Origin of the sequence: Kosakonia sp. S42 (genome assembly GCF_016624785.1) — a bacterium.
Taxonomy (GTDB): Bacteria; Pseudomonadota; Gammaproteobacteria; order Enterobacterales; family Enterobacteriaceae; genus Kosakonia; species Kosakonia cowanii.
In genome coordinates, this window is sequence record NZ_JACVTW010000012.1 from 21,612 (window position 1) to 44,217 (window position 22,606).

General features: G+C 51.5%; 29 protein-coding genes and 1 pseudogene. 27 read left to right on the forward strand and 3 right to left on the reverse strand.

Going from position 1 to position 22,606, the window contains the following annotated elements; all coding sequences use genetic code 11:
* Positions 1-3 precede the first annotated feature (3 nt).
* From IAE50_RS14840 to IAE50_RS14910, 15 genes and pseudogenes are all read left to right on the forward strand, one after another.
* The gene (locus IAE50_RS14840) at positions 4-912 is read left to right on the forward strand and encodes a baseplate assembly protein (protein ID WP_200580588.1); all 909 of its coding nucleotides are present in this window, start codon (positions 4-6) and stop codon (positions 910-912) included.
* The gene (locus IAE50_RS14845) at positions 905-1,516 is read left to right on the forward strand and encodes a phage tail protein I (protein WP_042713141.1); all 612 of its coding nucleotides are present in this window, start codon (positions 905-907) and stop codon (positions 1,514-1,516) included. The genes IAE50_RS14840 and IAE50_RS14845 overlap by 8 nt, the downstream gene beginning before the upstream one ends.
* 141 nt (positions 1,517-1,657) lie before the next feature.
* Positions 1,658-2,650 (forward strand): phage tail protein, encoded by a 993-nt coding sequence (locus tag IAE50_RS14850; RefSeq protein ID WP_200580589.1) that lies wholly within the window; start codon positions 1,658-1,660, stop codon positions 2,648-2,650.
* A 152-nt stretch (positions 2,651-2,802) separates the two neighbouring features.
* On the forward strand, positions 2,803-3,906 hold the full coding sequence (locus IAE50_RS14855; RefSeq protein ID WP_200580590.1) for a phage tail protein: 1,104 nt from the start codon (positions 2,803-2,805) through the stop codon (positions 3,904-3,906).
* Positions 3,906-4,502 carry a tail fiber assembly protein gene (locus IAE50_RS14860; RefSeq protein ID WP_200580591.1) on the forward strand — a complete coding sequence of 199 codons (597 nt, stop codon included), beginning with the start codon at positions 3,906-3,908 and terminating at the stop codon, positions 4,500-4,502. Before IAE50_RS14855 ends, IAE50_RS14860 begins: the two co-directional genes overlap by 1 nt.
* Before the next feature lie 201 nt (positions 4,503-4,703).
* Positions 4,704-5,246: pseudogene (locus IAE50_RS26030) on the forward strand (phage tail protein); the annotation flags it as partial.
* A 998-nt stretch (positions 5,247-6,244) separates the two neighbouring features.
* The gene (locus IAE50_RS14870) at positions 6,245-6,427 is read left to right on the forward strand and encodes a hypothetical protein (RefSeq protein WP_200580592.1); all 183 of its coding nucleotides are present in this window, start codon (positions 6,245-6,247) and stop codon (positions 6,425-6,427) included.
* Between the two features lie 173 nt (positions 6,428-6,600).
* Positions 6,601-7,782 carry a phage tail sheath protein gene (locus IAE50_RS14875; RefSeq protein ID WP_200580593.1) on the forward strand — a complete coding sequence of 394 codons (1,182 nt, stop codon included), beginning with the start codon at positions 6,601-6,603 and terminating at the stop codon, positions 7,780-7,782.
* Positions 7,783-7,793: 11 nt separating this feature from the next.
* On the forward strand, positions 7,794-8,312 hold the full coding sequence (locus tag IAE50_RS14880; protein WP_023480575.1) for a phage major tail tube protein: 519 nt from the start codon (positions 7,794-7,796) through the stop codon (positions 8,310-8,312).
* Between the two features lie 62 nt (positions 8,313-8,374).
* Entirely contained in the window at positions 8,375-8,656 is a 282-nt protein-coding gene (locus IAE50_RS14885; protein WP_042713148.1) for a phage tail assembly protein, read from the forward strand.
* Between the two features lie 32 nt (positions 8,657-8,688).
* Positions 8,689-8,808 (forward strand): GpE family phage tail protein, encoded by a 120-nt coding sequence (locus tag IAE50_RS14890; protein ID WP_034813568.1) that lies wholly within the window; start codon positions 8,689-8,691, stop codon positions 8,806-8,808.
* Positions 8,801-10,654 (forward strand): phage tail tape measure protein, encoded by a 1,854-nt coding sequence (locus IAE50_RS14895; protein WP_200580594.1) that lies wholly within the window; start codon positions 8,801-8,803, stop codon positions 10,652-10,654. Before IAE50_RS14890 ends, IAE50_RS14895 begins: the two co-directional genes overlap by 8 nt.
* The gene (locus IAE50_RS14900) at positions 10,651-11,100 is read left to right on the forward strand and encodes a phage tail protein (protein ID WP_094421671.1); all 450 of its coding nucleotides are present in this window, start codon (positions 10,651-10,653) and stop codon (positions 11,098-11,100) included. The genes IAE50_RS14895 and IAE50_RS14900 overlap by 4 nt, the downstream gene beginning before the upstream one ends.
* Entirely contained in the window at positions 11,100-12,239 is a 1,140-nt protein-coding gene (locus tag IAE50_RS14905) for a phage late control D family protein (protein WP_200580595.1), read from the forward strand. Before IAE50_RS14900 ends, IAE50_RS14905 begins: the two co-directional genes overlap by 1 nt.
* A gap of 81 nt (positions 12,240-12,320) precedes the next feature.
* On the forward strand, positions 12,321-12,515 hold the full coding sequence (locus IAE50_RS14910; protein ID WP_054804241.1) for an ogr/Delta-like zinc finger family protein: 195 nt from the start codon (positions 12,321-12,323) through the stop codon (positions 12,513-12,515).
* 272 nt (positions 12,516-12,787) lie between these two features.
* Here IAE50_RS14910 and IAE50_RS14915 read toward each other — a convergent pair whose 3' ends face one another.
* Positions 12,788-13,819, reverse strand: a complete 1,032-nt coding sequence (locus tag IAE50_RS14915; RefSeq protein WP_200580596.1) for a site-specific integrase — start codon at positions 13,817-13,819, stop codon at positions 12,788-12,790.
* 2 nt (positions 13,820-13,821) lie between these two features.
* Entirely contained in the window at positions 13,822-14,682 is an 861-nt protein-coding gene (locus tag IAE50_RS14920; RefSeq protein WP_200580597.1) for a phage repressor protein CI, read from the reverse strand.
* A gap of 222 nt (positions 14,683-14,904) precedes the next feature.
* Here IAE50_RS14920 and IAE50_RS14925 point away from each other — a divergent pair, with 222 nt between their 5' ends.
* The 11 genes from IAE50_RS14925 (at position 14,905) to IAE50_RS14975 (ending at position 21,210) form a co-directional block, all read left to right on the forward strand.
* Positions 14,905-15,036 (forward strand): hypothetical protein, encoded by a 132-nt coding sequence (locus tag IAE50_RS14925; RefSeq protein ID WP_162722326.1) that lies wholly within the window; start codon positions 14,905-14,907, stop codon positions 15,034-15,036.
* A gap of 31 nt (positions 15,037-15,067) precedes the next feature.
* Positions 15,068-15,577 (forward strand): phage regulatory CII family protein, encoded by a 510-nt coding sequence (locus tag IAE50_RS14930; protein WP_200580598.1) that lies wholly within the window; start codon positions 15,068-15,070, stop codon positions 15,575-15,577.
* Positions 15,578-15,581: 4 nt separating this feature from the next.
* A complete protein-coding gene (locus IAE50_RS14935; RefSeq protein WP_200580599.1) occupies positions 15,582-15,785 on the forward strand; it encodes a phage filamentation protein Fil family protein in 204 nt (67 codons plus the stop codon).
* A complete protein-coding gene (locus tag IAE50_RS14940) occupies positions 15,782-16,156 on the forward strand; it encodes a hypothetical protein (protein WP_042715509.1) in 375 nt (124 codons plus the stop codon). Before IAE50_RS14935 ends, IAE50_RS14940 begins: the two co-directional genes overlap by 4 nt.
* Positions 16,157-16,222: 66 nt before the next feature.
* Positions 16,223-16,456, forward strand: a complete 234-nt coding sequence (locus IAE50_RS14945) for a DUF2732 family protein (RefSeq protein ID WP_200580600.1) — start codon at positions 16,223-16,225, stop codon at positions 16,454-16,456.
* Positions 16,456-16,677, forward strand: a complete 222-nt coding sequence (locus IAE50_RS14950) for a TraR/DksA C4-type zinc finger protein (RefSeq protein ID WP_200580601.1) — start codon at positions 16,456-16,458, stop codon at positions 16,675-16,677. Before IAE50_RS14945 ends, IAE50_RS14950 begins: the two co-directional genes overlap by 1 nt.
* Entirely contained in the window at positions 16,678-18,897 is a 2,220-nt protein-coding gene (locus tag IAE50_RS14955) for a replication endonuclease (protein WP_200580602.1), read from the forward strand. It abuts the gene before it with no gap.
* 111 nt (positions 18,898-19,008) lie between these two features.
* Positions 19,009-19,191, forward strand: a complete 183-nt coding sequence (locus tag IAE50_RS14960) for a hypothetical protein (protein ID WP_200580603.1) — start codon at positions 19,009-19,011, stop codon at positions 19,189-19,191.
* A gap of 126 nt (positions 19,192-19,317) precedes the next feature.
* On the forward strand, positions 19,318-19,590 hold the full coding sequence (locus IAE50_RS14965; RefSeq protein WP_200580604.1) for a hypothetical protein: 273 nt from the start codon (positions 19,318-19,320) through the stop codon (positions 19,588-19,590).
* A gap of 120 nt (positions 19,591-19,710) precedes the next feature.
* Positions 19,711-20,394 carry a hypothetical protein gene (locus tag IAE50_RS14970; RefSeq protein WP_200580605.1) on the forward strand — a complete coding sequence of 228 codons (684 nt, stop codon included), beginning with the start codon at positions 19,711-19,713 and terminating at the stop codon, positions 20,392-20,394.
* A gap of 156 nt (positions 20,395-20,550) precedes the next feature.
* A complete protein-coding gene (locus IAE50_RS14975; protein ID WP_234467194.1) occupies positions 20,551-21,210 on the forward strand; it encodes a hypothetical protein in 660 nt (219 codons plus the stop codon).
* A gap of 278 nt (positions 21,211-21,488) precedes the next feature.
* Here the strand turns inward: IAE50_RS14975 and IAE50_RS14980 are convergent, their stop codons facing one another.
* Positions 21,489-22,199, reverse strand: a complete 711-nt coding sequence (locus IAE50_RS14980) for a hypothetical protein (protein WP_200580607.1) — start codon at positions 22,197-22,199, stop codon at positions 21,489-21,491.
* A gap of 70 nt (positions 22,200-22,269) precedes the next feature.
* Here IAE50_RS14980 and IAE50_RS14985 point away from each other — a divergent pair, with 70 nt between their 5' ends.
* A complete protein-coding gene (locus tag IAE50_RS14985; protein WP_200580608.1) occupies positions 22,270-22,524 on the forward strand; it encodes a hypothetical protein in 255 nt (84 codons plus the stop codon).
* Positions 22,525-22,606: the final 82 nt, after the last annotated feature.

Consider the following 22,606-nt stretch of genomic DNA (forward strand, 5'->3'; position numbering starts at 1 on the left):
ACCATGCCGATTATCGATCTGAGCCAACTGCCCGCGCCCGATGTTGTCGAGGCGCTGGATTATGAGCGCATCCTGGATGAGCGCAAAACAACCCTTGTTTCACTCTTTCCCGCCGATCAGCAGGAGGCCATCGCCCGTACGCTGGCGCTGGAGTCCGAGCCGCTGACCAAGTTTCTCGAAGAGAATGCTTACCGCGAAGTGATCTGGCGCCAGCGCGTCAACGAAGCGGCCCGCGCGGTGATGCTGGCGTATGCCTCCCGCAGCGATCTCGATGCCATCGCGGCGAACAGCAACACCGCGCGGCTGGTGATCGCCCCTGCTGATGAGAGCACGATACCGCCCACGCCGGCAGTAATGGAGTCCGATACCGATTTACGCCTGCGCGCGCAGCAGGCTTTTGAAGGGCTAAGCGTGGCCGGGCCGGTGGGTGCGTATGAGTATCACGGCCGCAGCGCCGATGGTCGCGTGGCGGATATCTCTGCCGTCAGCCCATCCCCCGCCTGTGTCACCATCTCTGTGCTCTCCCGCGAAGGCGACGGTACCGCCAGCCCTGAACTGCTGGCGATTATCAATAAAGCGCTTAACGCGGAGGATGTGCGCCCGGTCGGCGATCGCGTGACGGTACAGAGCGCTAAAATTGTGCCCTACCAGATTGATGCCACGCTTTTTCTCTATCCCGGACCTGAATCGGAGCCGATTCGCCAGGCGGCTGAGCAGAAGCTGAAAGCTTATATCACTGCCCAGCGCCGACTGGGGCGCGATATTCGCCTGTCGGCAATCTACGCAGCGCTCCACGTTGAGGGCGTGCAGCGGGTGGTGTTGAATGCACCGCAGCAAGATATTGTGCTCGATCAGAGCCAGGCCTCCTGGTGTACAGCGTGGAAAATCACCACCGGAGGTACCGATGAGTGACGACCGTCTGTTGCCTGTTGGCTCATCGGTTCTTGAGGTGGCGACAGCACACGCGGCGGCGCAGATTGAACGCGTACCGGTGCCGCTGCGCACGCTGTGGGATCCGCTAACCTGCCCGGCCGAGCTGCTGCCCTACCTCGCCTGGGCGCTCTCCGTTGACCGCTGGGATTTTAACTGGCCGGAAGCGACCAAACGTAAGGTGATCGCCTCCTCCTTTTTCGTCCATCAACATAAAGGGACGCGCAGCGCCATTCACCGGGTGGTTGAGCCGCTTGGCTTCCTGATTGAACTGCGCGAGTGGTGGCAGGATAACGCCGAACCCGGCACCTTCCGGCTGGTGATTGGCGTCCAGGAGAACGGCATTACCGAGGAGACGTACCAGGAGCTGGAGCGGCTGATTAACGATGCCAAACCGGCAAGCCGCCATTTGACGGAGCTGAATATCAGTCTCAGCAGCCAGGGCGAGTGCTACGTTGGCGCGGCCTGCTACCTTGGCGAGGAGCTGACGGTCTACCCTTACAGCCCGGAAGAGATTGTTGTTGGCGGCGAAAGCTATGCGGCATCGGCGATCCACCTGATTGATAGCCTCACTATCACGGTTTAATCCTCCCCTTCGGGCTACGGCCCGTTTTTTTTATCTACCCTGTTGTGTACCCCTCAGACCAACGCCGCCGCGTGGCGTCCGCCAGGTGCTGAACGGAAAATATCCCTACCGTTCACTGCTCAACAAACCTGAGAGAATCCCATGTCTGTAAAATATTTCGCGATTTTAACCCATCAGGGCGCGGCAAAGCTGGCGAACGCCACCGCGCTCGGCACGACGCTTAACCTGACGCAGCTGGCCATCGGCGATGGTAACGGCACGCTGCCGGTACCGGACGCGGCGCAAACCCGGCTCATTAATCAGACACGCATCGCGCCGCTCAATGCCCTGTCGGTCGACCCGGAGAACCCAAGCCAGATAGTAGCGGAGCAGATTATCCCGGAGAATGAGGGCGGGTACTGGATCCGCGAGCTGGGTCTGTTCGATGACGAAGGGGTCTTGATTGCGGTGGCGAACTGCCCGGAGACCTACAAACCGCAGCTACAGGAGGGCAGTGGACGCACGCAGACCATTCGCATGGTGGTGGTCGTCTCCTCAACGGCAGCCGTAACGTTGAAAATCGATCCGTCGGTGGTGCTGGCAACGCGTAAATACGCCGACGATCTGTTGGCCGGACATCTGAAGGCGGCGAACCCCCATCCGCAGTATCTACAGATTGCCGATATCGCCTCCTTCACACCGGTGGGCGTGCCGCTGCCCTACCCGTCTGCCACTCCGCCCGCCGGCTGGCTTAAATGCAACGGCGCGGCCTTTAACAAAGGGCAGTATCCAAAGCTGGCGGCCCTGTTTCCCTCAGGCAATTTGCCCGATCTGCGTGGGGAGTTTATTCGCGGGTGGGATGATGGGCGCGCAGTGGATAGCGGGCGTGCGTTACTCAGTACTCAACTCGGGATGTTAGAAAAACACCGCCATTTTATTGTCGCTAATACACGCTATGAGGAAACCGAAGAGTGGGATATCGGTGTTATCTATAATTCGACCTATACGCAGGGCCGCGGCCTGGATGCATCATCTTCTGTAGGCGATTTAATCCCCTCGCCAACGCTTCATAGTAAAGGACGAGTTGGCAATACCTGCGGTGTGGAAACCCGACCGCGCAACGTCGCCTTTAACTACATCGTCAGAGCAGAGTAATCCTCTCAATATCCCAACGGGCATCGCCCGTTTTTTTTTGCCCGCCCTGTTGTGTGAGTTCGCAACCAACGCCCCTTAATGGTGTTTGCCTGCGGCTGAACGGAAAATATCGCCATCGTTCACTTCTCAACAAACAACCTGAGAGCGTATGCATGACCGCAAAATTTTTCGCTATTTTGACTAACCTGGGGGCAGCAAAGCTTGCCAACGCCGCCGCGCTGGGCACGCAAATCAACCTGACGCAGATGGCCGTCGGCGATGCCAATGGCCAGTTGCCCACGCCCGACCCAGCGCAGACCACACTGATTAACCAGAAGCGTATCGCGCCGCTAAACCGGCTCTCGATTGATCCAAAAAATAGCAGCCAGATTGTTGCTGAACAGGTGATTCCGGAAACCGAAGGTGGCTTCTGGATCCGTGAAATTGGCCTCTATGACGATGCTGGCGTGCTGATTGCGGTGGCGAACTGCCCGGAAACCTATAAACCGCAGCTGCAGGAGGGTAGCGGACGCACGCAAACCATCAGGATGGTGGTGGTGGTCTCCTCAACGGCGGCGGTGACGCTGAAAATCGATCCGTCGGTGGTGCTGGCCACCCGCCAGTATGCTGATGATCTACTTGATAACCACCTCAAGGCCGCCAATCCACATCCGCAATATGCGCTGCTCGCCAGCCCAGCATTCACGGGCATCCCGAAGGTTCCGGATACGCCGATCGGTAATTACGGTCAGCAGATTGCCAATACCAAATATGTGCATGATGTCGTGGCAAGTGATGTCTACATTCTGCCGGTAGGTGTGCCGGTCGCCTGGCCGCTCGCGGAGCCACCACTAGGCTGGTTCGTCTGTAATGGTGCCTTGTTCAATAAGACAAAATATCCGCGTCTGGCGGCAGCTTACCCGGCGGGTTTACTGCCGGATCTGCGCGGCGAGTTTATTCGCGGCTGGGATGCAGGACGTAATGTGGATCCTGCACGTGCATTATTAAGCTGGCAGAAAGGAACCATAAACCTCAACGACCCTTCAATCACTTCGGTAGGCATAGCAAGCCCGATTCATGCCAATGACAACGTAGCCACTGCCAGGAGTGACTTCGGGTTAGATCCTGTGATGAAAAGCGATTATGCAAATGTGATGAATGCTTTTTTTAACACACCGCAGGCAGCCATCGACATAGATGCCAACGGGTATGCCGGAGGTTATGGCAGCACCCGTCCACGCAACATTGCCTTTAACTACATCGTGAGAGCCGCATAATGACCACCGCAATTTTGAACGAAAACCACCTGGCCAGCCAGACGGGCACTGTCACCGTCTATAACTTTGACGCGTTGAGCCGCGAGTACCTTGGCAACACCATCGAGTATCTTGCCGTCGGCGTCGGTATTCCGGCGAACTCAGCGCTTGATGAGCCTTTAGCGGCGAAACCGGGTTTTGCGGTGCGCCGCAACGCAGCGCTGGATGGCTGGGAGTATGCTCCTGACCATCGCGGCAGCGAGGTGTATGACAAAATCACTGGCGAGAAAAAGACGCTGGCGCAGCTGGGCGATTACCCGGATGATGTCACTCCGCTTGCCCCCGCCACACCCTATGATGTCTGGAATGGCAGCGGCTGGGTAACGGATGAGGTCGCACAGCAGGCCGCGCAAATCACGCTGGCAGAGCAGACTAAGACCCATCTGCTCAACAAGGCGAAAAATACCATCAGCCTGTGGCAGACCGAACTGCAACTCGGCATCATCAGCGATGATGATAAAGCGCAGCTCATCGTCTGGATGCGTTATATTCAGGCGCTGCAAAAGGTCGACACGAAGACTGCGCCCGATATCGCCTGGCCTGAACAGCCGCAATAAAAAATGACGGGCTGCGGCCCGTTTTGCCGGGTGGCACTGCGTTTACCCGGCCTACAACATCCCCAGGCCTGATAAGGCGACGTCGCCATCAGGCCTTTTCCGTTGGGTTGTCCCGCCTGGCAGCCAACCGCATTCGATAGCACCTTCCCCAAACTGACCACGACAATAGCGTTTACTCAATCGCTAACTGAGAGTGAACGCCTGACTATGAAATATTTTGCCATTCTGACTAACCAGGGTGCCGCGAAGCTTGCCAACGCCACCGCGCTCGGCACGCAGCTGAAGCTGACCCATATGGCTACCGGCGACGGTAACGGTAGCCTTCCTACTCCCGATCCTGCACAAACGAAGCTGGTTAACCAGAAACGTATTGCGCCACTGAATATGCTCTTCGTCGACCCTGGTGACGCGAACCAGATTATCGCCGAGCAGGTCATCCCCGAGAACGAAGGCGGTTTCTGGATCCGCGAAATAGGCCTTTATGACGCCGATGGCACGCTGATTGCCGTTGCCAACTGCCCGGAGACCTACAAACCGCTTCTGCTGGAGGGCAGCGCCCGCACGCAAACCCTGCGTATGGCGCTGGTGGTCTCCGCAACCTCGGCGGTAAGCCTGAAAATTGATCCGGCGGTGGTGCTCGCGACGCGCAAGTATGTCGACGACAGAGCGCTTGAAGTACAGGTCTATACTGATGAGGTAATGAAAAAACATCTGGCTGCCGATAACCCACATGCGCAGTATGCATCTGTGAAAGCAATGGCAGCCGAACTGGAGAAGAAGCTGGATAAGGCCGTAACAGGGATAATACTGCCGGCCGGATATAACATCCCCTTTCATATCCGCAATACGCAGGGTCTGATCTATACCGCAACATCGCCTGGCACTTACACTAACGAGCCGGAGTTTGACAGCGAGTTTTTCGATGTCATGGCCATGCGGCACTCAGAAAACAACGGTGGTGAAGTGACATTTATTGCCGTAAGCAAGTCGGGAAAAATCGCGACCGCAGCGCTTTCCGGTGATGATTTCTCCGGCTGGAATCCTCTTCTTGACTTTACACATACCACCCCGGCAGGGCGCCAACTTATTGGCAAAAATAACGCCGGTGAGATGGTGGAATACCTTGGCCTCGATGCGATCCCCGGACGTTTATTGAATTTCCGAAAAATGACTACTTCTGGGATCTACACGCCTACGGCGGGAACCCGCTGGATTATTGTTGAACAGACAGGCGCGGGCGGCGCAAGCGGCAATTTAACCGCAACCAGCACAGGTGAGAATGCGATTAGCGCAGCAGGTTCAAACGGTACGTATGCGAAAGCGCTTATTACGGCAGGTTTCAGCTCAGTTAATGTGACTATCGGCTCCGGTGGCCAGCCTAATGGTGGCGCTGGTGGCAATGGCGGCAATGGCGGAACAACGTCATTTGGCTCGCTGGTGATTTGCCCTGGCGGCAAAGGCTCCGGCGTGGGGTACTCAAATTTGCCGCCCTTTAACAACGGTGGTGCAACAGGCTCCGCCCAGCCTACTGGGGTCGGTATTCTTTACTCCCTTTATGGCATCAGTTCCCCCTGGCCGACCGTAGTGGCCGTCGGTCAGGGCAGTAATTTTACGGCGACCACACCCACGCCGCTGGGGCGATACGGTATGGGTGGTGATGGGCTGGTAAGTAATGAATCTGAGAAGGCAAAAACCGGTAATGCAGGGACTTCAGGTTACGTAATTGTTTGGGAGTACGCGTAATGGCAATTTATGCAGTAGTTGAAAAAGGTGTAGTGACAAATATCGTCGAGTGGGATGGACAATCTGCATGGAAACCCGACGCGGGAGATGTTATCCATCCCGGCGTTCCGGTAAGCCCGGGCTGGTTATATGACGGACATAATTTTACTGCGCCGGAGAGCGATGGAATGCCGCCCCTTTAACCTCAAAGAGTGAATTACATGACAACGACGCCGTGGAAAACCCACGGCGTTTTATATTATGCATCCCAGAGGCCATCACCGGTTGTGCCATCCTTTAGCCAATCCTCTCCGCTCGCACCCGCTCTTCAGACACTCGAAAATAGCACTCACCCCAACACCACGGAGTTAAACGGATGAGTGATTATCATCATGGCGTTCAGGTCGTCGAAATCAACGATGGCACGCGCGTCATTTCCACAGTCTCAACGGCCATTGTCGGCATGGTTTGTACCGCCAGCGATGCAGACGCAGGGATGTTCCCTCTTAATGAACCGGTTCTGATCACTAACGTGCAGAGCGCGATCGCCAAAGCGGGCAAGCAAGGCACACTGGCGGCATCGCTGCAGGCGATTGCTGACCAGGCGAAACCGGTGATTATTGTTGTTCGCGTTGCTGAAGGCAGCGGTGAGGATGCGCAGGCGCAGACCCTCTCCAACATCATCGGCACCACCGACGAAAACGGTAAATATACCGGCCTGAAAGCGCTGCTGACCGCCGAAGCGGTGACCGGCGTGAAACCGCGCATTCTTGGCGTACCGGGTCTCGATAGCCTCGAAGTCGCTACCGCGCTGGCACCGATTTGCCAGAAGCTGCGCGCCTTTGGTTATGTCAGCGCCTGGGGTTGTAAAACCATTTCTGAAGCGATCAAGTATCGCGAAAACTTCAGCCAGCGCGAACTGATGGTCATCTGGCCAGATTTCCTCGCCTGGGATACCGCCAGCAACAGCTCTTCTGTCGCTTACTCGACGGCTCGCGCGCTGGGTCTGCGTGCGGCGATCGACCAGTCCGCCGGCTGGCATAAAACCCTCTCCAATGTCGGCGTCAATGGCGTTACCGGCATCAGCACCCCGGTGTTCTGGGATCTGCAGGAGTCGGGCACCGATGCCGATCTGCTGAACGAAGCGGGCGTCACCACGCTGATTCGCAAAGATGGCTTCCGTTTCTGGGGCAACCGCACCTGCTCCGACGATCCGCTGTTCCTGTTTGAAAACTACACCCGTACCGCGCAGGTGATTGCCGACACCATGGCTGATGCGCATATGTGGGCAGTGGACAAACCGATCACCGCATCGCTGATTCGCGACATCATTGACGGCATCAATGCCAAATTCCGCGAGCTGAAAAGCAATGGCTACATCATCGATGCCACCTGCTGGTTCGATGAAGAGGCTAACGACGCCGCATCGCTGAAGGCGGGCAAGCTCTATATCGATTACGACTATACGCCGGTGCCGCCTCTGGAAAACCTGACCCTGCGCCAGCGCATCACGGATAAGTATCTGGCGAACCTGGTCTCCTCAGTTAACAGCAAGTAAGGAACAGATAGATGGCAATGCCGCGAAAACTTAAATATATGAACGTGTTCCTCAATGGCTTTAGCTATCAGGGGATCGCCAAATCCATCACGCTGCCGAAGCTGACCCGCAAGCTGGAGAACTACCGTGGCGCAGGCATGAACGGCGTGGCGCCGATTGATATGGGTCTCGATGACGAAGCCCTGTCGATGGAGTGGTCGCTGGGCGGCTTCCCGGATGCTGCCATCTGGGAACTCTATGGTGCCACCACCGCGGATGCGGTTCCGATTCGCTTTGCCGGTTCCTACCAGCGCGACGACACCGGCGAGACGGTTGCCGTTGAAGTGGTGATGCGTGGTCGTCAGAAAGAGATCGACACCGGTGAGAACAAGCCGGGCGAAGATACCGAGTCCAAAATCTCCGTGGTCTGCAGCTACTTCAAGCTGACGATGGATGGCAAGGAGCTGGTGGAAATCGACACCGTCAACATGGTGGAGAAAGTGAACGGCGTCGATCGCCTTGAGCAGCACCGCCGTAACATCGGCCTGTAACAACCGCCCGGTCAGCCTGCTGGCCGGGTACCTTTTCCCGCGAAGAAGAGAGTGAGGATGCCATGAGCAACGAAACTGACAACGTGATTACCCTGGAAACGCCGATTAAGCGCGGTGAGCAGCTGATTAACAGCGTGACGCTGATGAAACCCAACGCCGGTACGCTGCGCGGATTGAGCCTGGCGTCGGTGGCGAACGCCGATGTCGACGCGCTGATCAAAGTGCTGCCGCGCATCACCTCCCCGTCGCTGACGGAGCAGGAAGTGGGCGCTCTCGACCTGGTCGATATGGTTGCGCTGGCGGGCAAGGTGGTCGGTTTTTTGTCACCGGCTTCGGCACAGTAACTTTTCCGGCCTCTCTGTCGGTTGACGATCTGATGGCGGATATCGCGGTGATCTTTCACTGGCCGCCGTCAGAACTCTACCCCCTGAGCCTGACAGAACTCATCACCTGGCGCGAGAAAGCGCTACAGCGAAGCGGAAACAGATATGAGTAACAGCGCAAAATTAGAGGAATTGCTCACGGCTGTTGATCAGGCGACGCGCCCGTTTCAATCGTTGCAGACAGAGAGTCTCTCTCTGTCTGACAGCGTGAAAGGAACGGAGAAAAACCTGCGCGGCTTGTACACCCAGCTTGCGCAGGTCGACGACATCATGCGCGCGGAAAAAGCCCTTGCCTCCGTCAATGCGCAGCTGAGCGACATCAAACAGAACAGGCAAAATGCCGCTAACGGCACAGCAGCGCCAGCGATTATCGATCCCTGGAGCGGAAAACCTAAGTCGGAAAAAGCGCTCAAAAAAGAACGTCTTACCCTGCGCAGAACGATCAAAGCTAATAAGACCTCCCTGAAGACGGCCGGTATTGAGGCAAGAACGCCGTTATCCGCGCGACTCCAGCTCAATAGCCGTATCAGCGATGAGTCGGCACAGTTGATCACCCAGCGCCAGGCGCTCAAACAGGAGCAGCATCAGAAGCGCCAGCTGCGTGCGGCAAAAATCCAGGCCGTGCAGCAGCGTATTCTGGGCGCAGGCGAAAAGATTTCGACCATTGGCGAGAAAAGCAAGTCGATTGCCACAACCGGGTTCGAGCTCGGCAAAAAAATTATGCAGCCGGGCTATGAAGCGTCGCTGAAAAACAGCCCGCTTGCACCGGCTGCGGCCTCCGATAACGCAGAGCCCGGTGCGCAGAACAGTACCCCCGCTTCAGGAACAGCGGTCGCTACGCTGCAAAATGGCTCGGGAACAGCCGTTGCTACCCTGCAAAACAGTACCGGTGCTCCGGGAACGGTGGTCGCAGCACTGCAGAATAGCGCTGCCGGCCCCGCCGCGGCGATGCAGAGCAGTGTCGGCAACCTGGGTACCGATCTTGAGGCGCTGCAGGCGGCTTATCAGTCCCTGAGCGTTGATATTTTCAGTACCCAGGAGTCATCCCTGCGCTCGCTGGTGCAGACCGCGACCCGCTATGTCGGGAAGCTGCAGGAGTGGGTGCAAAATAATCAGGGCCTGGTGCAGAGTTTTGGGCTTATCGCCACGGTCGTGGTGGGCATTGCAGGCGCTGTCGGCACCGTGGCGGGCGTTATCGCGCCGGTGTTCACCGGCATCAGTACGCTAATCACCATCGCAACGACGCTCGGCAGCGTATTTACCACTATTTTCGGCGGGATAGCGGCACTATTTGGCTCACTCACCCTGCCGATTATCGCGGTTGTCGCCGCCATTGTGTTTGCGATTTACAAATACTGGGAGCCGATTAGCGCCTTCTTTGGCGGCGTTATTGAAGGTATCAAAACGGCGTTTGCCCCGATTGCCGAGTTGTTTGCGCCGTTCCAGCCGCTTTTCGACGGCATAGGTAAAGCAATCAGTAATATTGCCGGGTGGTTCGGCGATCTGCTCACCCCCGTCAAATCCAGCCAGCAAACCCTGGAGAACTGCGGTAACGCCGGGAAAATGTTCGGCCAGGTGCTGGTTACGGCACTGACGTGGCCCCTTAAATCGCTAAAGTTGCTGAACGAGGGGGTGGAATGGTTACTGAATAAGCTCGGCGTTATTAATAAACAATCCGCTGATGCCAGCCCGGATAAGCAAACCCAACCGACCACTGGCGGTGCAGCGTTTGGCATGGTGCAACCTCCACGCTTAGACAATTATCAGGCGGCGCGCCCTGCGACCGGCGGATCCTATGTCGATCAAAGCAAGAGCGAATACAACATCACTCTGCAGGGAGATATGTCACCCGGCGGCGATGGCACACGCCAGTTAAGAGATCTGCTGGCACAGCATGAGCAGGAGAAACGCACTAACTCCCTTTCACAATTCAGCGCGGCAGGAGGATTTGCCTCATGATGCTGGCACTTGGGCTTTTTGTTTTTATGCGCCAGACCCTCCCTTACCAGAGCATGAAAAGGGAGAGCAACTTTAGCTGGGCCAGCAACGCGCGGGTCGGTAAGCGCGATGCCTATCAATTCACCGGCCCCGGGAGCGAGACAATTGATATTACTGGTGAACTCTTCCCGGAGCTCACTGGCGGTACGCTGTCGCTCTCGGCGGTACGTCTGATGGCGGAACAGGGCAAGGCCTGGCCGCTGATTGATGGCACAGGCATGATTTACGGCATGTATGTTGTTAATAACGTTAGCGAAACCGGCGCTCTTTTTTACCCGGACGGTTCGCCACGCAAAATCAACTTCACCTTGAAGCTGACTCGCGTCGATGAGTCGCTGAAAGTGATGTTTGGCGATATTTATGACCAGGGTAAGCAGCTGGCGACCAACATGCTGGAGAGGTTCTGATGCTTAATGCATTCACAAACGGCTTAGCACGGGTAAAAACGCCGGCATTTTCATTAAAGCTCGGGGAGAAGGATATTACGGGCAATATTCAGTCCCGGTTGATTGCCCTGACGGTGACGGATAACCGGGGGTTCGAAGCGGATACGCTTACGCTGACACTTGATGATGCTGACGGGCAAATCGAGATGCCCGAGCGGAGCAATGTCATCACGCTGGCCATCGGCTGGCAGGGTGCTGCGCTGACTGAAATGGGCACCTTTATTGTCGACCAGGTAAGCCACAAAGGCACACCGGATCAGGTTAGCGTCACCGCTAAAAGCGCAGATTTTCGTGGCAGCCTGAACAGCCCACAGGATAGCTCCTGGCATGATACGACGCTCGGCGCCATCGTTGAGGAAATCGCTAAACGTAATAAGCTGGACACCAGTCTGCCACCCTCGCTGGCGCAGATTAAGATTGCGCATATCGATCAGTCGAATGAGTCCGACGCAAACTTTCTGACGCGCCTGGCGCGGCGTAACGGTGCCGAGATCGCCGTCAAATCGGGGAAACTGTTTTTCATCGTCCCAGGCATGTGCGTAGTAGGCGGCGAAACAATGCCCTCCGCCACGATAACCCGTAGCGATGGCGACAGCCATGATTTCTCGATCGCCGATCGCATCAACTACTCTGGCGTTACGGCACATTGGCAAGATACCGCCACGCCAAAAAACCAGAATACGGTTCAACTGCAGAGAAAATCATCGCAACAGAAGCCCACACCGATTACCCATCCGCAGGCGGTCAGTAGCCAGGCAGCCTCAAATGGGAAAAGCGAGCCGACAGACTACACGGCAGGTTCAAAAGATAACGTTCTGATTCTCTCCACTACGTTCGCGAATAAAGAGGAGGCGAAGCTGGCAGCTGAAGCCCAATGGAGCGAGATCCAGCGCAACGCGGCGAAATTTTCAATTACCCTTGCGCAGGGCAGAGCAGACCTGCGTCCCGAAACGCCAGTGATAGTGACTGGGTTCAAAAATGTGATTAACGCCAGAATGTGGGTCGTCAAAAAAGTGACCCATACCATGAACACGCAGGGTTTTGTCAGCAGTGTGGAACTGGAGGTTCGCATTAATAATGTTGAGTATGATGCAAAATAAAAATCACAAATGCATTAATTAACTTGTATTTGCAAGATTGGAGGCTATCATAGCTAGCATAAACACGAAGGAGACCCCACTATGATGCATTGCCCGGTATGCCAGCAGGCGGCGCATGCGCGCTCCAGCCGCTACCTCAGTACCGAAACCAAAGAGCGTTATCACCAGTGCCAGAACGTCGAGTGCGGATGTACATTTGTCACCCATGAATCGCTGGCGCGTTATATTGTCCGGCCTGTGGCAGCGCCCACCGCTTCGCCTGCCAGCCTGCGCTAACGTCGCCACCTCATTAAGCCTGCATCCGCAGGCTTTTTTTATGCCTGTAGATCGCCCATTTTTCTGCCGCCACTCTGCCGCCACAGACAATAAAAAAGGGGTTAGCATTACGCTAACCCCTTGTTCTATAACACGCTTTGGATGTAGCGCGTGCGCTATCTTAGTTAAGACGCTTTCAATTGACATTAAATAAAATCAATCATTTATAAATTTTTCAATAAGTTACGCACATCCTAAATATGCTTTAGACCAGCCTGGCACATCCTCTGTGGTCATTCAGTGGACATTGCCGCGCTAAGGGGATTCAGCTCGACAGCTTGCTCTAAATGATCAGGGGCAAAATGCGAATATTTCATAGTTTCGCGGATGTTGGCGTGCCCAAGAATTTTTTGCAAAACCAAAATGTTCCCGCCCTGCATCATAAAATGTGCGCCAAACGTGTGACGTAGAACGTGAGTTTTTTGCCCCTCAGTGAGCTCGATATTGGTCAGCAGAAGCATTTTCTTAAAATCCTGATAGCAGGGCTTGAACATACGACCCTGCCGGTTGACCAGCTCCTCGTATAGATATTTAGGGATAGGGACAGTGCGGTTTTTTTTGCCTTTAGTTTTGGTGAACGTGAGTTTGCAGGGCGACAGCTGCGAGCGAGTTAACCTTTCGGCCTCACTCCATCGCGCCCCGGTAGCCAAACAGACCCTCACTATCATCGTCAGATCTTCTTTGCCATATCTTTTACAGGCATCAAGGAGTTGCGGGATCTGTTGAAGGGTGAGCCATGACATTTCCTTTTCGGCTTCCTTAAATATGCGAATCCCCTCCAGCGGGTTAGGTAAACTCCACTCCCCTAGCCTTTTAAGCTCGTTAAATACGGCGTCCAGATAGTGCTGCTCACGGTTCACCGTTATCGGCTTTGCGATCCATTTTTTTTTGTCTTTATGAAAACCGTTGTCGATTTCACCTCTTAAACGCCGGTCACGATAGTGCGCCCAATCCTTGGCGGTAATTTGCGATGCAATAGGATCACCCATCCCGTTGCAGACTATTTTCAGCTTTGCCAGTCTCGACCTATTAGCCACTAGGGCTTGTCCGTGGAGATTATGCCAAAGCATTATCAGCTCGCTTAATTTGCGCCTGTCTTCTTTCTCCGAAAGCCAGGGCTTATTCTGCGCTTCATCGCGATAGTACTGCTCATAAGCTACGGCCTCGCCTTTGGTTGCAAAGCGCTTCCGCACTCGACGACTATCGCGGCCATCAACGCGAAAATCACAGAGCCATTCACCTGACGGGAGTTTTTTTACGGCCATGTTTAGATATTTTTACTCAGTGTTAGAAAAACCATGCCTGCACAATTGATCTCATCGACCTTGCATTCAAACTGTGAGGTGTTGTTTTTAACAATCAACTTATTGCCTGGCAGGCGAGCTATGTCATAAACATCGCAGGTACCGTCAACATCAATAAGCCAACGGCCATTAGCAACATTTTTAACATCAAGATCAATAAGCCATCTCAAGCCGTTTTTCTCGATAAGAGCAGGATTAAGGATGTTTTGCTCAATTATTGATTCGTCGCTAAACCACAATCCTGACTCGACCATTTTTCCGGTGTGGATAGTGTATTTTGGTAGCTGCTTTAAGCCAGTAGGTAGAGCAGACCCCTCTTCTGTCTTTTTCTCACTTACACCACCATTTCCAGTAGCAAGCCAGTACAAAGATGCACCAGTATCAAGCGCGCAAATTACTACTACATCCCCAGGGAAATGATCTCGGCGAACCCATGCGCTCATTGTTGCTGAAGGTATACCAAGATGATCGCCCAGTTCTTTCTGCAAAGTGAATCCGTATGCCTGCATAATGCGCTGCAAAATATTTTTGCCGCCTGAGCTCTTCATAACCTCCATCAGCTTCTTACCCGCCAACGGATATTTCTCCGAAGAGTAACTTACATTTGTAAGATCGGTTCCTTCAACAAGCCACTTGAGATCAACGCCAGTATCAAGGGCGCACTGTACCAAGTAATCTCCTGGTACATTTCCGCGTGCAACCCAGTTACTAACGGTCGAAAGAGGAACTTTTGTTATTTCTGAGTAAGCGTAGCGGCTCTTAACTCCGTAAGAAACAAGAATCCTTTCAATGACTTGCTTAACATCACCCGAACCATTACTCATGTGAGCACCTATAAATATCGCATTTCGGCATTTACATAAGCCTCATATGGGATTAATCTTTGCCTCAGCACACCGCAAATGTGCCAAAACGTACTAAAAAACATAGTTAACCGGAGATAGTCACCTATGAATCTTCAAATTGCAATCCCCTCAGGCCCCGACTTCCTCTCATATGACGAGTTTGCAAAGCAATACGGTTGCAGCCTGAACACTGTTAAAGAGATGGTTAAGCGCGGTGAATTGCTCCTTGTGCCGCGCACCCGCGAGGGTGGCCTTGGTCGCATCAACATGATTGCCTTTCGTGCAAAGTTGTTAGCTCAGGCAATGAATTCACGCTACGCCGTGTTTCAGTAACTTAATTTTGTAAGATAAAAGGATTTACTGCATGTTAGATTTTCGTGTTTCCTCACATGATCACTTTGATGACGCGTGTCGGAAATTCTCTGCATCACATAACGTCCGAGAGCTGGCAGACAGGGCGGGCATCAAGCCGCACACTCTTTGGAATAAGCTCAACCCTGGACAACCGCACCAGTTAACGCCCCGCGAAATCTGGACGCTTACAGACCTGACCGAAGACTCAACTCTCGTTGATGGTTTTCTCGCGCAGATTCATTGTCTGCCATGCGTGCCGGTTAATGAGCTGGCTGAAGAAAAGCTGCAAACCTATGTAATGCGCGCCATGAGTGAGCTCGGCCAACTGGCCGGCAATGCGGTTTCGCAAGAGCGCCTTACTCCATCACGTAAAAACAGCATGATAGAAAGCGTTAATTCGGGCATTCGCATGCTTTCGCTGACCGCACTGGCATTGCAGGCGCGCCTCCAGGCTAACCCGGCCATGTCGAGCATGGTTGATGCAGTAAACGGCCTCGGTGCTTCTTTAGGGTATATGTGAGGCGATGATGAGTAATGAACCGTCGTTCGCGTCCCTCCTGATTAAGAAAAGTCCTTCCATGCATTACGGGCATGGCTGGATCTCAGGAAAAAACGGTAAGCGCTGGCACCCATCACATGGTCAGTCAGAACTGTTAAATAGTTTACAGACGAAGCGCAAACCGTCAGCGGTTGAAATTTTGCTGAGAATTATTAAGAGGTCAAAATGAACGGATTAAATAGCACTGCTGGAAATATTCCGGCGACAAAGTTATTTAACAATTCTGATTGCACAAAGGCAGAGCCGCAGGCAATGAGCGGCGAAGAATGCCTCGCCCGCTTTCATCAGAAATTAAAAATGACTGAGAATCGTGCGCTGCGTAATTTTAATAAACTTGATGACAATTTTAAATTCGTCGTTATGACGCTTGCTAATCGCGCTAATCCCTGCGCATTTCGTACTGAGGAGATCGGCAAACCGTTTGAATATTTCGATGTTAACCGCCGCAAAATGATAATTATCGCTATGAATGAAATCGCACGTTGGGGAAGCATCCTGCCACGCCGATTTTCAATTCATGAATGCATCTTAGCTAAATAAATAAACCCGAAATTAATGGCGTAAACCCGCCGGGCTTCTTATTGCCCGCAATCAGGAGAGTCAATTATGTGTAATACCACTACTCGTACCACTAAAACCACACTTGATAAGTCTGGCCTTAACCAGCTGCTGAGGGACGCGCGGATGCAAGAGCGCCGTGCGCGTGCGGAAGTTATGGCAAGCCGTATGGTTAACCTTGCTAACCATATTAAAACCAACCAACTCGACATTAACGAAGCGCTGGAACTGTTGTTGCAGGAAAGCGAAATTTATCGCCATCAGGCTATGGAGATCCACTAATGGCCGATGCAATGGATCTCATTCAGCAACGCGAGCAGGAAGAACGCGAGCGCCTTATCAGCATCGCGCGCAGCCGTATCTCTGCACCTTCCCGTTTTACCTGCGAGGATTGCGACGCACCAATCCCGAAAGCCCGCCGTATGGCGATACACGGCGTCGTACTCTGCGTGACCTGCCAGCAGATAGCAGAGCTCAAAACCAGACATTACCGGGGCGTGTAAGTGGCAATTTCTTACGCTTACGCCTGGAATGCTCCTCGCTCAGCAATAGCCAGCCCTTATCTGACCTATTCAGAACAGCATCGCCGCGATCGCATGATTGCGGCGTTGCTGCATGCGCGCAAAGCGTTATCCCTCCAGCCTGAATGCGTGCGCTATGACGTGATACGCACTGCTTCCACGCTGGAGCAACATCACGACAGTCAGCGAGCCAATGCCTTTTTAATCAGCTTCTGCAAAAAAGCATTGCCGCGCCTTGAACTGGTCGCAAGAAAATACCAGGCCTCCGGCATCAGGAGCGACGTTTCTGCCGCTGTATTCAACGGACATTTCGACACAAAAGATCAGCAGTATATGGCGTCGCGTCTGGTCAATATGGTCGCGCGTTACAACCGGCTCCCGGATATGTCGAAAGCCGATATCGATCTGCTGTCGGCTGATATCGCCAATTTTATCCGCTCAGAACTGGCAGACAATGACGACACCGAAGCCGGTGAGCTTAAAACGCTGTATCGCTGGTATATGCGCGCCGGAATGATTGCGTTGCAGTTCAACGTAACGCCGCCCCACTGGGAGCGCGTGACAAAAAAATACGCAGGCCAGGACGAAATCGCCCCGGCTGTCATGCGCATGTTTAACGAAACGTGGTGGCGTGGCCGGTTGCGCCGGGTCGCAGCTGCATGGCGTGAACATCTGCAAATTGCCGTCGGTAACGTCAGCAAGAAAAAGCATGTTTACGCGAGTAAAAACTGCGTGACTGACTGGCGCGAGCAGAAGCGCCGCACCCGCGAATTTTTGAAAGGGCTGGAGCTTGAGGACGAAGACGGGAACCGCATCAGCCTCATCGATAAATATGACGGCTCGGTGGCTAATCCGGCCATTCGCCGCTGCGAGCTGATGACCCGCATCCGTGGCTTTGAAAATATCTGCAACGAGCTGGGCTATGTGGGTGAGTTCTACACGCTGACCGCGCCGTCGAAATATCACGCCACAACAAAAGCGGGCTACCGTAACCATAAGTGGAACGGCGCGAGCCCCTCCGACACTCAGGGCTATTTAACCTCACTCTGGGCGCGCATCCGCGCAAAACTCCATCGGGAAGATATCCGCATATTTGGCATCCGCGTCGCGGAACCACACCACGACGCCACCCCGCACTGGCACATGCTGATGTTTATGCTGCCGGAAGATGTTGAGCGCGTGCGTAAGGTCATCCGTGATTATGCATGGCAGGAAGATGAAAGTGAGCTCAGGAGTGACAAGGCGAAAAAAGCACGTTTTCATGCTGAAGCCATCGATCCGGAGAAGGGAAGCGCAACGGGGTATATTGCTAAATACATCTCAAAAAATATTGATGGTTACGCTCTCGACAGTGAGAAAGACGATGAAAGCGGTGAGCTACTGAAAGAGACGGCTCCCGCAGTTTCTGCCTGGGCAGCTCGCTGGCACATTCGTCAGTTTCAGTTTATCGGTGGCGCACCGGTGACCGTATACCGTGAATTACGGCGTCTGGCTGATACCGAGACCGCCCACGGTCTGAGTGTCGAATTTGCAGCGGTACATGATGCCGCTGATGCAGGTGACTGGGCAGGCTATGTCAATGCGCAGGGCGGCGCGTTTGTGCGTCGTGACGATTTGCAGGTGCGCACGCTTTACGAGCCACGCGCTGAGTTTAACCAGTACGGTGAGGAGACTGTCTGCATTCGTGGCGTCTACGACGCAACGGTCGGCGCTGCCTCCCCTGTTCTGACCCGCCTCACGCAGTGGAAAATTGTTCCGAAGCGTGCCGTTGATTTGGATGTTGACCTTAAGGGCGCGGCCGCGCCCTCTCGGAGTTCTGTCAATAACTGTACGGGAGGCGAAAGCGATCCACCGGTACTGAACTTATCTAACCCCCTGAACCGTTATGAGCGACGCCAGCTAACGAACCGTTTAAAGGGCAAAAAAACCAGTGTTCACCGCCACTTTACACACGGGACGGCAGAGCAAGAAGGAGCGATAGCCAGAACAATTGACGAGATTCAACTATTAACCGGGATCACTTTGAATCGAGGCGAGGCGCTGCACCTCATAGCGCACGGAAAAAGTCGAATCGGTGGCAAGTGGTATCGTGGATCTGTTAATGGGGACATTTTCCCTGCGTCACCTGCGCATAACGAACGCTCAAAAAAGATATTAGGACGCTTCAACTCATTAGCTCGTAACAGCATCAATACGAATTAATATGCTATTTCAAGTGCCTAGAGAATTATTGAATTGTTAATTTTTCTTCACAATTTTTGAGATTACATGCATACTGTATATGCATACAGTAAAGGATTTTGTGGGGGTTTGATGTTTAGTGAGCAAAGCAGCCGGGCAGAGCTGAAATGGTCTTTTGTACAATTCATCGCTGATGTGGCAATAAATGCAGATTGCCGCCCGGCAGACTTAAAGCTTGCACTTGCTCTTATTGCTGAATTAGCTAATGACGAACATAGCAAAAGAGAAGAAGATATTTTTTATAATGCTGAATAACTTATGTTTGGACGATGCTGAAAATACTAAGAAGGTAAGCTGAGATTATTAACCCGGCAACATGATAACTTGTTTATCGTGTTGCAGGATTGGGCAACGAGCATAGCGAGGCGACAGGAGAAAATTATGGGCGTTAAAGATAGTAATTATCAGGTAGTTAAACGTGGCGAAAGCCTGCCACGATTTGTCGATGGTGGCTGGGTTTTTTTCCAGCGTCTGAGAGAATACGGCGGCGGGTTTTGGGTCGGTCGAACCTATACGGATGCCTTCATTTTCGGCATAGAAAGACCAGTTTCTCTTATTGAGGGTATGCAATTTATGATCGCAGTGAATTCAGCAGAGGCAAGGTACATGGAGGTTCTAACCCAAGAAGATGATCCTAACCTATCGCTCTTTTGAATTTATTTTTATCTATATCCATTTGAAATAATTAATTAAAATCAAAAAAACATAAAAACTTGATCGCTTGCATGAAAATGATAATCTATGCATATAAATAATAGATTATGAGGAATAGTTATGTTTCGTTCTGATGAAAGTATGCAAAGTGGATTCGAAAGAGCTTGTAGACGTTTAACACCACACGGTGCCAGCTCTGATGAAAGGGCACAGGTTCGTGCGAAATTAGAAAAAATAGTTTCTGAATGTGGGCCGGTGATTGATGAATACCCTGCTTGGCACCCTTTTTTGATGGAGTCAGACCCGAGTAAATTTTCCTCCGGAATCCCTGATTATTCTCCTAGCTTTAAAGAACTCGACCATACAATATACATGACGAACGGAATCTTAACCTGCCCGTTTAACCACGCGGCAGATAAGTTAATTAAATCTATTGAAGATTTTAGTGGAAACCTGTATGACGGAGAAATAGTTCATATAACTATTGATACAGTGGAAGACATTGTCTTTTATGATCCTCAGGCTACACCACTGTTAATTAGATGCAAATGGTTCGATGGATTAGAAGATGATGGAACTATTCGTCTACAAGCTGCGCTTGGCTTAATGCTTGAGAGAGAAGTCCCAGCCTGGAGATGGTCAGAATTTAATGAAAGCTGGGATAATATGAAAACACAGATTTTAGGTGCTCCGCACGGTGCTCGCTCTTCTTTGTTTGTTAATCAAAATACCGGACAACATATGAAAAGCGTATGGAACCAACTTGTAAAAGCTGGTTTGTGGGGTAATAAAACAAAAAATTAATCCTACAATGGCGATTTAAAGTGAAGTTATTGTTTAAGTCTGCGTATTTAGGCTTTACTTCGTCAATGATGGAAAATAAAAAATTCAACGATTAATTTAGCGGGAGATCCCATCAAAATGCGAGCTAGCAAGTATTGCGTATATTGCGGTGTTTTAATGAACCGTATTGCAAATCATGATGATGGGCGCTCTGTTGAGCATATGATTCCTCAAGTCTCTGTTTCAATAGTAAGAAATAATGGGCAAGGAGATTATCATGCTTGTAGAAAATGCAATGGTACAAAAGGCAAAATAGATGAAGTATTAGGACTGTTATGTCGTATGGCCGGTGACAATGTGCAGAGTCGTAATGAGGCCAAAGTAGAGTATGAAGAAAAAGTTAATAAAGGTGACTATCGATTCATAACAGTAGAACGTAGCAAAACCTCTTCGCCAAAAGGCTGGAGCATAAAAATACCTTTGAATGGAAGGCAGATTTACCAATATGGAATCTGGCTTGCCAAGGGTGTTTACTTCGAAAAAACTGGCGAAATATTATCTAATCAATATTTGATTTGCGTAGAAATGGTAAATCAAGAGCAAGTAAATAGAATTAAAGAAATGCACAGAAATAAAAAAAACTCTGAGGCATTCGATGAACTATCTATGAACTTAAATATTCCAAACATCAATGGCGAATCGTTTATTATCTCTACAGATGATGCAAGAGAAATTTTCGTCTGCTTTAATAGGGTAATAATGTTCCATCTAAAACTACTAGAAAAAAATCGTATTAACGAAACGTTATGCAATAAATCTCGCCGCGCCCTTTATTGAAGATAAGAGTGAATTACAGCCCCTCTAACTCTTATTAAAATTGTCATTATATTGACTAGGGCAAGCAAGAAAGCTCTTATAAATCAACAGCTTTCTTGCTTGCGTTCAGAACCATCGGTTATATTTCACATTAAGATAAGTGACTATAATAATCCATAAAAAAGTTAAAACCCCAAAATAGTCAGGTATGAATCGCGCAAATAGATAAGCACCTACACCTATGAATGCAAGAGGGATTAAATAAATATATGACTGAAGAAACCATAATGCAGGCTTCTTCATTTCTTTAATAACTCATATAAAGCATCACCAATTATCTCCTCATTATTCCCGCCAGATTCAATTTGATATATTATTTTTGTCATTTGTGGTTCAATAAGAAAATAAAGCATCTCAAGATTTTCTTTATAGAGAGCTTGATAATAAGCCGCATCCTGAAACTTGAGTTTGTTCGCAGCCATCGAGGCTATTTGAGCTTTAGAATAGATAACAGCACCATTAACAAACATCGAGGATAATCTACTGACCATTCTTACATGTGATTCATGAAAATCGCCGCTACTGAGTATCAACTTTGCAATAGTTAGGGAGATGGCAAGTTTACTGGATTTCTCAGCATATTCATAAGCCTTATCACCTACAGCTTTCTTGAGGTATTCCACGAGGCTTATGGTCTTTTGCTCACCGAGTCTTTTAAGAGTTTTCCTGAAATAAATCTCGACCATATCCAGAGCAACATCATTTCGATTGTAAATTTCGGCAAGGGACAGTGCGAGTCGGCGATCCTCATTAATGAGCTCACGGCATGTGTTCCGGTAGTATTCATCGGGCACCAAACATGAACCATAATTAATCATACGTTCAGAGCCGAGCCTCACACTTTCAATCGTGCTCTTGGTTGTATTGTTGATCTCCCGCAATGCTCTTGTTAATGCGATAGCTAAGTTTCTTTGTGCCTTCGCCTGCATTTTGGCGTAACCTTCTGCCATTGCTATTCTCCTTGTTGTAACATTACCCATCAATAATTGATCATCATCGTCAGAGGGAGCAAGGAAGATCATGAAAAAAGGTGGTAGAAGAGTAATTTATGTTTTAGTTGTAATTATTTTCTTTCTAACTATTCCGGAAGTAGTGATACGTGTGCTGACACCTGAGCAGTTCGCGCGGTTGAGCGACTTCACAAGCCTAGGTGGGATCTTTAGCCATATTCTCTCAGTGCTGATTTTTCTTGGTTTAACTTCTGCTTTACTCGGTGTGCTTGCCATATTCTTAACGAAAAAAATCTACCGTTATTTATCCCGTTCCAGTGGTTGATCAAAACCCGTTAATAGCGCCTTGGCTTGACTAAACCCGCTCGCATGCATGAGGCGCATTATTTCGCATGCGGAAGGTTATT